Consider the following 11,879-nt stretch of genomic DNA (forward strand, 5'->3'; position numbering starts at 1 on the left):
CGTCACGTCCAGACCGCAAGGACGAGCAACAGCAGCACCAGAGCCGCGAAAACCAGGCTGAGATATTGCCTTATGGTCAGGAACTGCAATTTGTTCAGCGCGTCCGCCACAGCCAGAACGCCGCGTGCGACCGGGCGATAGAGCGCGTCCCACACCAGATCCTGCACGGAAAGCTCGAAGCGGGCGGGACGAAGTTCGCCCGGCGCCGGCATATCGACCTTTTCGCGCGTCCGGAAGACGAAGCCGGCGAAGACCCTCCGCACCGGCTGGGCGAAACTCTCCGGCGTATATTGCGTCGCCGGGTCGGGGTCTGGAAAGCCGCAGTCCCAGGCCGGCGCGATTCGCGTGGCGTTCGAGGCGACGCGGTGGATCACGACCGCCGCGAGCAGCGCCGAACTGGCGATGAACAGGAAAACGAGCATGCCGTCATAGGAGCTACGGCTTTCGGCGATCGGCGCGATGGCGAACCAGCCGAGACCCGCTTGCGTCGTCATCCGCGCGCCGACCAGTTTTTCGACGATCGGGCCGAGCGCGTCCATGACGCTCCCCGGCAGGACGCCCGCGGCCAGACAGAGCGCCGCGAGCGCGCCCATGGCGCCGAGAGAAAAACGATCGACCTCTTTTGCCGCGCGCGCCGCTTCGCTGCGCGGCCGGCCGAGAAAGCTGACGCCAAAAAGCCGCACGAAACAGGCGCCCGCCAGGGCGGCGGCCAGCGCCAGAAGCGCGCCGACCGCCGGAATTTCCAGCTTGAGCGACCAGGACGGTAGCGAAGGGCTGAGGAGAATGGCCTGAAAGATCAGCCATTCCGAAGCGAAACCGTTGAGGGGCGGCAGGGCCGAGATCGCCGCGGCGCCGACCAGCATGAAGAGGCCGGTCGCAGGCATGAGGTTCAGGAGGCCGCCGAGACGGCCCATGTCGCGCTCGGACGTCGCCGTCAGCACCGCGCCCGAGCCGAAGAAGAGCAGGCTCTTGAACAGGGAATGGTTGAGGACATGGAACAAGGCGGCGGTCATCGCCAAAGCGGCGGCCGGGCCGTTGCCCTCGGTCTCGAAGGCCAGCGCCAGGCCGAGCGCGACAAAGACCACGCCGATATTCTCGATCGTGCTATAGGCCAGCACACGCTTGAGATCGTTATGGAGCAGCGCGAACAGCACCCCCACGACGGCGGTTGCGGCGCCCACCGCCATGACAGGAACGCCCCACCACCAGGCGGCCGGGCCGATCAGGTCGAAGACGATGCGCAGGAAGGCGTAGATCGCGACCTTGGTCATGACGCCGCTCATCAGCGCGGAGACATGGCTCGGCGCGGCGGGATGGGCGAGAGGCAGCCAGAGATGGAGCGGGCTCAGGCCGGCCTTCGAGCCGGCGCCCATCAAGGCCAGCGCCAGAACGACGCCCGCGACCCCTGCGCCGGGCGAATGGCCGCGCATCGCGCCGAAACCGAAATCGCCGTCGGCGCCGCCGAGCAGGCCGAAGGCGAGCAGGAGCGCGAAGGTCCCAAGCGTCGCCATCAGAATATAGACATAGCCGGCGCGGGCGTTGTCGCCTTCACGATGATGGGCCATGACCAGAGCCCAGGAGGCGAGCGACATCAACTCCCACGACAGGAGGAAGGCATAGGCGTCGTCGGCGAGGACGACGAGATTCATCGCGGCGAGGAAAAGCGGGAAGAAGGGCAGAACGCGGCCCGGCGCCGATTCGTGCCGGCCATAGCCCAAAGCGTAAAAGCTCGCGCCCGCCGCGCCGAAATTGACGATGGCGAGAAAAAAGGCCGACAAAGCGTCGATGCGGAAATGGGCGCCGAGCCAGGGCAGGCCGAGCGGCAGGGTCAGCGCCTCGGCCGGCGCCGCAGCGAACAGGTTTTGAACCGAGGCGACGAACATCGCGCCGCAGACCAGCAAGGCGCCGCCATAGACGAAGGAGGACATCCAGCGCGCGCGCAAAAGCGCGAACGCACCGAGCGCGACAAGCGCCGCGGCGCCGACCAGGCAAAGAACGAGAGTCACCCGCGGCCTCGCCGCCGCGCGAGCGCTGGTCTCATATCAGGACCATTCATAGTCATGTTTCAACCATCAGTGTTGATGGTAAATCACCAATCTTTGCAGCCTACGCCCTATATTTTTTCGGTCAATATGATAAGTTGAAAAAACAGCGGCGTCCTCGGGAAGCGCTCGGATTTTCGGCAAAAGATGGACTTGCCGTTTCCGGTCGCCTGTTCCGTTTGGGGGGCGTCAGGGCCGACGGGGCGAATCGCCCTCGGCCCGACCGGATGCCTGAACAGCGGAGCGACAGAGTTTTGATCACCGCCTCCCAATTACGGGCCGCCCGCGCCCTGCTCGGCGTCGATCAGCGCCAGCTTGCCGAGATGGCCGGCGTGTCCCTGCCGACCATCCAGCGCATGGAGGCGAGCGAGGGCAATGTCCGGGGCGTGGTGGACACTTTGACCAAGGTGATCGAGGCGTTGGAGCGCGCCGGCGTCGAGCTGATCGGCGAAAACGTCGAAAGCCGGGGCGGCGGGCGCGGCGTGCGCCTGAGACAGCCGCGCACCGAGGCCTTATAATCCCGCAGCCTCCGGGAGATCGGCCACCATGAGCCCAAGCCCCGAACCGCCGGTCAGAAAAATCCTCCACATCGACATGGACGCCTTCTATGCCTCCGTCGAGCAGCGGGACAATCCTGAATTGCGCGGCAAGCCGGTCGCGGTCGGCCATGGGCGGGCGCGCGGCGTGGTGGCGGCGGCGAGCTATGAGGCGCGGGCCTTCGGCGTCCATTCCGCCATGCCCTCGGTGACGGCGCAGCGCAAATGCCCCGACCTGATTTTTGCGCCGCCCCGTTTCGACGTCTATCGCCGGATTTCGCTGCAGATCAGAGAAATTTTCGCCCGCCGCACGCCAATCGTCGAGCCGCTCGCGCTCGACGAGGCTTTTCTCGACGTCACCGATTTTCTGGCGGCGGACGAGACCGCCACGGCGGCGGCGGAAGCGATTCGCGCCGCGATCCGCGCCGAAACCGGCCTCACCGCGTCGGCCGGCGTGTCCTACAACAAATTTTTGGCCAAAATGGCCTCGGACCAGCGCAAGCCGGACGGGCTTTTCGTCATCACGCCGAAAATAGGCCCCAGTTTTGTCGAAGCGCTGCCGGTCCACAAATTTCATGGCGTCGGCCCTGCGACAGCGGCGAAAATGCGGCGCCTCGGCATCGAGACCGGCGCCGACCTCAAGGCCTGCGCGCCCGAATTCCTGCGCAAGCATTTCGGCAAGGCGGGCGGCTTTTACTACGCCATCGCGCGCGGGATCGACGAACGCCCGGTCCGCCCGGATCGCGCGCGAAAATCGATCGGCGCCGAAAACACCTTTTTGGAGGATGTCTTCGCCTGCGAAGCCGCGCGGGACAGAATCGCGCCGATCGTGCAGAAAGTCTGGGCCGCCTGCGAACGCGCCCATCTGCGCGGCCGGACGGTGACGCTGAAAGTCAAATATGAGGATTTCCAGCAGGTCACCCGCGCCCATACCGCGCCGAATCCGGTCGAATCCGCCGACGACCTGATGCGGCGCAGCCTTGCCTTGCTTGAGCCTTTGTTCCCGCCCAAAAAGGGCGTGCGGCTGCTTGGCGTCACCGTTTCCGCTTTCGCGGACCGCCCGCCCTCGCGCCAACTCGGCTTCGCCTTTTCGTCGGGCGACGATTGACGCCCTTAGCGGGACAATCCCTTATCCTTGAGTTCGTTGAGGTAGCTTTGCCAGATGATTTCTTGTCTGGCTCCGAGGTCGTAGAGATAGTCCCAGGTGTAGATGCCGGTTGAGTGCGTGTCGTCGAATTCCAGTTTTGCGGCGTAATTGCCGACCGGCTCGATCGCGGTGATCGCGACGTCGCGTTTGCCCGCGACGGTCTTGCGCTCTTCGGGCGAATGGCCCTGGACTTCGGCGCTGGGGCTTTCGACCCGCAGCAGTTCGGCGGGAAGGGCGAAGGCTTCGCCGTTCTCGAAGGTCACTTTCAACGTCCTGCCCTTGTCGGCGAGCTTCAATTCGCTCGGCCATTTCGCGTCGCTCATGTTCGTCCTCCCTGATCGCGCCGGCTGTCCGCGCCCGGCTCACTTTGCGTCCGCCACCCTCCCCGCGAGGGGGAGGAATTTGACAGATAGGGCCTAACCGGCTGATTCACAGCTCTGTTATCGGGTTTTGAGAAAAATTCCAATTTTGCCGGGCAAGTCCGTTTTCATATTCATAATCCATGTTATGATGCGCCAAAATCACAAAAATGCGGCCCGGGGAACCAACTCCCGGCGGGAGAGATTTGCGAAGCTCACGCGAGAACCAACGATCGGCGCCGCACTTGCGCGGCGCCCGTATCTGGAGGACATCGATGTCACAGGAAGAATCCAAAGCCCATCATCCCACGCCGATGCTCGACGAGCTTGAGAGCGGTCCGTGGCCGAGCTTCGTGTCGGGGCTGAAGCGTCTGCGCGACAACGCCGACGCGCAATATGCGCCGATGATGAACGACCTGCTCGGCCAGCTCGAACATTCCTATGAGGAGCGGCTCGGCTTCTGGAAGGGCGGCACGGTTTCGGTGTTCGGCTATGGCGGCGGCGTCATTCCACGCTTTTCAGAAGTCGCCGACAAATATCCGGCTTCGAAAGAATTCCACACCCTGCGCGTCCAGCCCCCGGCCGGCATGCATTACGACACCAATGTCCTGCGCCAGCTCTGCGACATCTGGGAGAAGCACGGCTCGGGCCTGATCGCCTTCCACGGCCAGTCGGGCGACATCATGTTCCAGGGCTGTTCGAGCGAGAACGTCCAGCCGGCCTTCGACGAATTGAACGAGATCGGCTTCGACCTCGGCGGCGCCGGCCCGGCGCTGCGCACCTCGATGAGCTGCGTCGGCCACGCCCGCTGCGAGATGTCCTGCTATGACGAGGTCAAGGCGCATCGCTCGGTGATCAACGAGTTTCTGGACGAGATGCATCGTCCGGCGCTGCCCTACAAGTTCAAGTTCAAGTTCTCGGGCTGCGGCAATGATTGCGTCAACGCCATCCATCGCGCCGATTTCGCGGTGATCGGCACCTGGCGCGACGACATGAAGGTCAATCAGGACGAGGTGAAGGCCTATGTCGGCCGGGTCGGGCGCAAATATGCGATCGACCATGTCATCGCCATGTGTCCGACCCGCGCGCTGTCGCTCAACGACGACGACACGCTCGATGTCGACAACAAGAGCTGCGTGCGCTGCATGCACTGCCTGAACGTGATGAACAAGGCGCTGGCGCCGGGCGACGACAAGGGCGCCTCGATCCTGGTCGGCGGCAAGCGCGCGCTCAAGGTCGGCGACCTGATGGGCACGATGCTCATTCCCTTCGTCAAGCTCGAGAGCGACGAGGATTACGAGAATCTGGTGGCGCTGGCCCGCCGGATGCTGGACTTCTTCGCCGACAACGCGCTGGAGCACGAGCGCATCGGCGAGACCATCGACCGCATCGGCCTGCCGATGTTCCTCGAGGCGATGGAGATCGAGCCGGACCCGAACATGGTCAATCATCCGCGCACGTCCTGCTATGTGCGCACCGACGACTTCACCGACGAGGCGGAGAAATATTTCGAGCGCAAGGCCCGCGAAGCCGGCCTCGACGTCGCCGCCGACTGAGACCAGCGCAACGCCAATCAGGCCCCGCCCGCATGGCGGGGCCTTTGCGCTTTTTGGCGCGCGGCTCCCTCCGCCTTGCGGGGAGGGTCAGTCGGCGCGGCGGAGGCTGGACAAGCGCTCGGAACAATCACACATTTTGGAAACGCCGACGCGCTCGGGGCGAAGCGCGCGAAAAGGGTTAAGTTCATGTTCAACAACGACGACATTCTTGCGGCTTTGAACAATGTTGCGGGGCCGGACGGCAAGACGCCGCTGCCGCAGTCCGGCGCGATCTCGGGCGTCAGCATCCGCGAGGGCAAGGTTTTCCTGTCGATTTCGGTGACGCCGGAGCAGGCTCCCCATTGCGAGCCGATGCGGCTGGCCGCGGAAGAGGCGCTCAAGGCTTTGCCCGGCGCCAAGGGCGCGCTGGCGGTGCTGACCTCGGAGCGCGCGCCGCAAAGCGCGCCGCAGGCCGCGCCGCAAAATGCGCCCAGAGGCGGCCATGGCCACGCGCCGCGCGGCGCGAGCCAAGGCTCGGGCGTCGAGGGAATCAAGAAGATCGTCGCGGTGGCCTCGGGCAAGGGCGGCGTCGGCAAGTCCACGACCTCGGCCAATCTGGCGATCGGCCTCGCCCGGCTCGGCTTGAAGGTCGGCCTGCTCGACGCCGACCTGTTCGGCCCGTCCCAGCCGCGGCTGTTCGGCCTTTCCGGACGCCCGGACCTGGCCGAGGGCGGCGCGCTCGTGCCGATGGAGAAGTTCGGCGTCAAGGTGATGTCGATCGGCTTCCTCGTTCCCGACGACGCGGCGATCGTATGGCGCGGGCCGATGGTGATGTCGGCCCTGACCCAATTGCTGCGCGACGTCTCTTGGGGAGAACTCGACGTGCTGGTGGTGGACATGCCGCCCGGCACCGGCGACACCCAGCTCACCATGGCGCAGAATGTCGGGCTCGCGGGCGCGGTGATCGTCTCGACGCCGCAGGACCTCGCCTTGATCGACGCGCGGCGCGGCATCGCCATGTTCAACCAGGTTCACGTGCCGATCATCGGCCTGTTCGAGAACATGAGCTATTTCCTGTGCCCGCATTGCGGCGGCCGCACCGAGATTTTCGCCCATGGCGGAGCCAGGGCCGAAGCCGAAAAGATGGACGTGCCCTTCCTCGGCGACGCCCCGCTCGACGCCATGGTGCGCGAAACCTCCGACGCCGGCCTCCCCGTCGTCGCCAAGGACCCCGAAAGCCCCCAGGCCAAACCCTATCTCGCCCTCGCCGAAAAAGTCCGAGACGCCCTCAACCAGGCCCCAGCCAAAAAAGCCCCCAAAATCGCCGTCGAGTGAGGGGGTTCCCCTCACTCCAACGCCGCATCGAAGCGAATCCGGTCGCCCTTGGCCATCGATTTCAACACTCGCCCCAACTGGATTCCCTGGCCGCCGATCCTGCTGATCGCGGCCGGGGGCGCCGCTTATTTGTTGCAGCGCGGCTTCCCGACCAGCGGCCTTCTCCCGGACTGGCTCATGAGTTTCGGCGAGGCGGTTTTGGCGCTGGGATTGGCTTTCGATTTCTGGGCGATGGGCGTGATGTTTCTTGCCCGCACCAATATCCTGCCCAATCGCGGCGCGGGGCGGCTGGTCACGCGCGGGCCCTTCACCCTGACCCGCAACCCGATCTATCTGGGCAACACGCTCCTCCTGATCGGGATCGGCCTCGCCTTCAGCGCGCTCTGGTTTCTGCCGCTGGCGCTGCTCGCCGCCTTTCTTGTCGACAGGCTGGCGATCCGGCGCGAGGAAGCGCATCTCGCCCTGCGCTTCGGGGCGGAATGGGAGGCCTATGCCGCAAAAACGCCGCGCTGGCTGAGATTGCCGTTCTGAGCCTTCAGGGCTTTTGGGTCAGCCGGTAGGTTTTGTGGCAGGCCACGCAATATTCCATCGCATTGGCGAGATTGGCGTTGACGGCGAAGGGATCGGAACGCCCGGCCACCTCGGCGATGGCGTCGAAGGCCAGGCCGGTCTGCCGTCCCATCCTGCCGAAATCCGTGGGCAGCTCCATCGTCGCCCGATCCGGAAAGGTCTGAAAGGCGCCGGCCTTGCGGGCGGCCCGCGCGACGGCCGCCCAGTCGCGGCCGTTGGCGGCCTCGTCCGCCGCCTCGATGACGGCCACCATCCTGCGCATCTCGCCGAGGATCAGTGCGCGGGTCGGATCGCTGACCGGAACCGCCTGCCGTCCATCCGCCACGAAGCGGGCCGGCGACGGCGTCCCGATCGCATCGGACGGCAACCGCGCCATGGCGATGCCTCCCGCGCAAAGCACCGCCGCCGCGATCGCCGCCATCAATGCAAATTTATGCATCCGCCACCCTCACGAGATGGCGCAAGCTTAATGGATCGCGCCGCGGCGCGGTAGCGGAAAGCCCGCTCAAGCCACCCGAATCGACGACATTTCCTCGCCGTCGGGATCGACCACATGCACCGCGCAGGCGATGCAGGGATCGAAGGAATGGATGGTGCGCTGGATTTCGAGCGGCTGGGATGGAACCGCCAAAGTGTGGCGGTCCTGCAGCGCCGCCTCATAGGCGCCGGGCTGGCCGGTGGCGTCGCGCGGGCCGGCGTTCCAGGTGCTCGGCACCACGGCTTGATAATTGTCGATCTTGCCGTTCTTGATCACGACCCAATGACCGAGCGCCCCGCGCGGCGCCTCCATGGCGCCGAAGCCGCGCGCCTCGCGCGGCCAGGTCGAGGGATCCCACATCGCCTCGTTGTGAACCGAGACCTCGCCTTTGCGGATATTGACCATGAGCGCGTCGAGCCAGCTGTCCATGTGATCGGCGATGATCTTGGATTCCAACGTGCGCGACGCGGTGCGTCCGAGCGTCGAAAACATGGCGGTGAGCGGAAGATCTAGCTTTTTCAGCGCCATATTGGCCAGTTCGCGGGTCTGCGCGTCGCCCTTGGCATAGAGCATCAGCACCCGCGCGAGCGGCCCGACCTCGACCGCCTTGCCGCGCCAGCGCGGCGATTTGAGCCAGGAATAGGATTTTTCGACATCGAGCTGGTCATAAGGCGGCTGCGGGCCGGAATAGGCAAGATTGGTCTCGCCGGCATAGGGATGGAGGCCCGCCGTCTTGCCGGCGGAATAATCGTACCAGCTATGGGCCGCGAATTCCTGGATCTGGGCCGGATCGTTGAGATCGACCGGCTCGATGTGAGAAAGATCGCGTCCGACGATCACGCCGGCCGGAATGAGCATCGAATGGCTGCCGGCGCGGCCGTCGGCGGGGAAATCGCCATAGGTCATGAAATTGCCCAGGCCCTCGCCGCGCGCGAACCAGTCCTTGTAGAAGCCGGCGATGGCGAGCGTGTCTGGCAGATAGACCTCATCAACGAAGTCGCGCATCGATTTGATGATGCTGCGCACCTGATTGAGGGAGACGATATTGACCGCCGTCGAGGCGCTGCCGTTGCCCCCTTCGCCCGGGCCGGCGCTGATCGGCGACGGCGCGCCGCCGACCAGAAAATTCGGATGCGGGTTCTTGCCGCCGAAAATCGTGTGGATCTGGACGACATTGCGCTGCCAGTTGAGCGCTTCGAGATAATGCGCCACGGCCATGAGATTGGCCTCGGGCGGCAGCTTGTAGCCCGGATTGCCCCAGAATCCATTGGCGAAAATGCCGAGCTGGCCCGAATTGACGAAGGTCTGGAGACGCTTCTGGACGTCGGAAAAATAGCCGGGGCTGGATTTGGCGTAAGTGGAAATGCTCTGCGCCAGCGCCGAGGTCGCCTTGGGATCGGCCTTCAGCGCCGAGACCACGTCCACCCAGTCCAAAGCATGGAGATGATAGAAATGCATGACATGGTCATGCACATATTGGGCGGAGATCATCAGATTGCGGATGAGCTGAGCGTTGGGCGGAATGTCATAGCCCAAGGCGTTTTCCACCGCGCGCACCGAAGCGATGCCGTGAACCAGAGTGCAGACGCCGCAGATGCGCTGGGCGAAGGCCCAGGCCTCGCGCGGGTCCCGATCTTTCAGGATCAGCTCGATGCCGCGCACCATGGTCCCGGAGGAATAGGCCTGGCGGATGGCGTTGCCTTCGCCCAGTTCGGCTTCGATTCGCAGATGGCCCTCGATCCGGGTGATCGGGTCCACGACGACGCGCTTGCTCATGGCATTTTCCTCGATGCGGGTGTTCTGTCCGAGCATGTTGCGTTTCCACGGAAACGAAACATGCTCCTACCTCTTTGATTGAGGATGATCTTTTCCGAAAGCCGGATTCCACTTTCCGGGATCATGCTCTTGCTTTCAGTCTTCGAGATTGTCGGCCACGAGCTCCAGCAGGCTCTCGACCTTCTGGTCCCATTTGGCGTGCTTGGCCCCGAGCGTCAGCGTGATCCGGCACTGGCCGCAGGCGGTGACGAAATGCTGGGCGTGAGCGTCCTCGACCTGCTTGCGCTTGATCTCGAAGGCCTTGAAGCGCAGCGGGTCGGCGCGGACGTTGGAGACCACGCCACCGCCGCCGCCACAGCACCAGCCGAGTTCGCCGTGGTCCTCGAATTCCTTCAGCTCCAGGCCGAGCGCCTTGAGCACCGCGCGCGGCTCCTGGATCACGCCGCCACGGCGCCCGAGCTGGCAGGGATCGTGGAAAGAGGTGGTTTCGCCGATCGTCTTCAGCTTGATCTTGCCGTTGGCGACGACCTCGGCGAGGAACTCCGTCATATGGATGATCCGCACCGGAAGCTTCTTGCCGTACCAGCGCGAAGCCTCCCAGCGCGCCGCGCCGTAGGCGTGGCCGCATTCCGGCAGGATGATCGTATGCGCGCCGATGGCGATCGCATTGTCGATCATCTTGCGGGTCATCTTTTCCTGCAGGTCGAGATCGCCGTTGATATAGCCGATGTTGGAGGCCTCGAATCCCTCGCTGCTATAGGTCCAGCTCGCGCCGATCTTGTTGAGGATCTTGGCGACGTCGGTCAGCGCCTTGGTGTGTTCGGTGAGCTCCGCGGGCGCGGTAGTGACGACGTAATCGGCCTTGGGCAAGTCGATATTGACCGGCACGCCATTCTCTTCGCTGGCGTCGCGGACGATGTCGGCGAAATCGTCGGACGGCGTCGCCGGGCTGCCCCAGGCCTTGGTGGTGCGGTCCATCAGTTCGAGGCGGTCGGGCACCAGCCCGGCCTTGTACATGCCGTGCCGCGCCTCCTTGATCAGTTCGGAAATGTCGATGCCCATCGGACAGGCGAGCGTGCAGCGCCCGCACAGGCTGCAGGCGTCGAACAGCAGCGATTCCCATTCCTGCAGCATCTCGATCGAGACGTTGGATTTGATGCCGAGCAACCGGTAGATCGGCGCGAACGGCCCGACATGCCGGTTATAGGCCTGTTCGAACGGCTTGAGCTTGTTGATTGGGGTATATTTCGGCTCGCCGGTCGTCACATAATACTGGCAGGCGTTGGCGCACATGCCGCAGCGCAGGCAGGATTCCATATGGATCGCCGCCGTGCGCGCGAAATCGCGCACGAAGGCCTGCATCGCGGCGTCGCGGCGCTCCGTGTCGGCGCGATCGCCCTGCACGTCATAAGCGACGCCCGAGGCTGTCGTCTTGGCGGTCATATCTGCGCTCCTCTATGCCCGAAGCGAATGCCCGTCGCGCCGCGCGACAGAACGAACAGGAAGGCGTGCATCAATTTGCCGAACGGGAACCAGATCAAAAAGGCGCAGATGCTGAGAATATGCAGCGCCAGCAGGGTCTCGTAGCGCGCCCCGACATGGGCCGCCGCAGCGAGCCCGGTGACCACCGGCAGGAAGGTCAGGAGCCAGCTGATGTAATCGTTCGGGCGCGAGATCAGCTTCAGCACCGGGCTGGTGAGGCGATAGGCCAAGGCCGCGAGCAGCGAGGCGGCGGTCAGCGCCCCGACGCCGTAAATGACGCTATTGGGAAGGCCTGGCCAACTCACCCCGAACAGGCTCTTCAGGAACAGGATGTGCGGCACGAACAGGAAGACGACAATCGCCAGCCCGATATGGAACACATAGCCGTTGACCGTCGTGAACATCCCCAGTTTGAGGAAGGTCTTGTGGGGGATCATCTTGCGGAAGACCGCCCGAGTGGCCGAGAGCCAGTTGGGCGGCGCGCCCTCGCGCGCCGGCGAAAAGTCGTTCCAGGGCGCCAGGGCCAGCACGCCGACAAGACGCCACAGGACGCCGAGGACAAAAACCGCCATGGAGAATGTCAGCGCCGGACCGCGGGCGAACGAGAGCAGATCCATGG

General features: G+C 64.6%; 11 protein-coding genes. 5 read left to right on the top strand and 6 right to left on the bottom strand.

Going from position 1 to position 11,879, the window contains the following annotated elements; all coding sequences use genetic code 11:
* Window positions 1-2: 2 nt before the first annotated feature.
* Complete coding sequence (hyfB, locus tag K2U94_RS16545; protein WP_243068259.1) at window positions 3-2,006, bottom strand: hydrogenase 4 subunit B; 2,004 nt, start codon at window positions 2,004-2,006, stop codon at window positions 3-5.
* Window positions 2,007-2,296: 290 nt separating this feature from the next.
* On the opposite strand from hyfB, the gene K2U94_RS16550 reads away from it, so the two are divergent.
* Entirely contained in the window at window positions 2,297-2,560 is a 264-nt protein-coding gene (locus K2U94_RS16550; protein ID WP_243068260.1) for a helix-turn-helix domain-containing protein, read from the top strand.
* Window positions 2,561-2,588: 28 nt separating this feature from the next.
* Window positions 2,589-3,686 carry a DNA polymerase IV gene (dinB, locus tag K2U94_RS16555; RefSeq protein WP_243068261.1) on the top strand — a complete coding sequence of 366 codons (1,098 nt, stop codon included), beginning with the start codon at window positions 2,589-2,591 and terminating at the stop codon, window positions 3,684-3,686.
* Between the two features lie 5 nt (window positions 3,687-3,691).
* On the opposite strand, the gene K2U94_RS16560 is transcribed toward dinB, so the two are convergent.
* A complete protein-coding gene (locus K2U94_RS16560) occupies window positions 3,692-4,048 on the bottom strand; it encodes a gamma-butyrobetaine hydroxylase family protein (protein WP_243067182.1) in 357 nt (118 codons plus the stop codon).
* Window positions 4,049-4,359: 311 nt separating this feature from the next.
* Here K2U94_RS16560 and dsrA point away from each other — a divergent pair, with 311 nt between their 5' ends.
* From dsrA to K2U94_RS16575, 3 genes are all read left to right on the top strand, one after another.
* Window positions 4,360-5,640, top strand: coding sequence for a dissimilatory-type sulfite reductase subunit alpha (gene dsrA, locus K2U94_RS16565; RefSeq protein WP_243067183.1), 1,281 nt, complete (start codon window positions 4,360-4,362; stop codon window positions 5,638-5,640).
* A gap of 186 nt (window positions 5,641-5,826) precedes the next feature.
* Window positions 5,827-6,954: an Mrp/NBP35 family ATP-binding protein gene (locus K2U94_RS16570; protein WP_243067184.1), complete on the top strand. Its 1,128-nt coding sequence runs from the start codon at window positions 5,827-5,829 to the stop codon at window positions 6,952-6,954.
* A gap of 48 nt (window positions 6,955-7,002) precedes the next feature.
* Window positions 7,003-7,485, top strand: coding sequence for a methyltransferase family protein (locus tag K2U94_RS16575; protein WP_243068262.1), 483 nt, complete (start codon window positions 7,003-7,005; stop codon window positions 7,483-7,485).
* A 4-nt stretch (window positions 7,486-7,489) separates the two neighbouring features.
* Here the strand turns inward: K2U94_RS16575 and K2U94_RS16580 are convergent, their stop codons facing one another.
* The 4 genes from K2U94_RS16580 to K2U94_RS16595 all read right to left on the bottom strand — a co-directional run bounded on the left by K2U94_RS16580 (window position 7,490) and on the right by K2U94_RS16595 (window position 11,877).
* Window positions 7,490-7,963: a hypothetical protein gene (locus tag K2U94_RS16580; RefSeq protein WP_243068263.1), complete on the bottom strand. Its 474-nt coding sequence runs from the start codon at window positions 7,961-7,963 to the stop codon at window positions 7,490-7,492.
* A gap of 66 nt (window positions 7,964-8,029) precedes the next feature.
* Window positions 8,030-9,778 (bottom strand): nickel-dependent hydrogenase large subunit, encoded by a 1,749-nt coding sequence (locus tag K2U94_RS16585; protein WP_243068264.1) that lies wholly within the window; start codon window positions 9,776-9,778, stop codon window positions 8,030-8,032.
* A gap of 135 nt (window positions 9,779-9,913) precedes the next feature.
* Window positions 9,914-11,221, bottom strand: coding sequence for a (Fe-S)-binding protein (locus K2U94_RS16590; protein WP_243068265.1), 1,308 nt, complete (start codon window positions 11,219-11,221; stop codon window positions 9,914-9,916).
* Complete coding sequence (locus K2U94_RS16595; RefSeq protein ID WP_243068266.1) at window positions 11,218-11,877, bottom strand: hypothetical protein; 660 nt, start codon at window positions 11,875-11,877, stop codon at window positions 11,218-11,220. The genes K2U94_RS16590 and K2U94_RS16595 overlap by 4 nt, the downstream gene beginning before the upstream one ends.
* Window positions 11,878-11,879: the final 2 nt, after the last annotated feature.

It is taken from the genome of Candidatus Rhodoblastus alkanivorans, assembly GCF_022760755.1.
In the GTDB taxonomy this organism is placed as follows: domain Bacteria; phylum Pseudomonadota; class Alphaproteobacteria; order Rhizobiales; family Beijerinckiaceae; genus Rhodoblastus; species Rhodoblastus alkanivorans.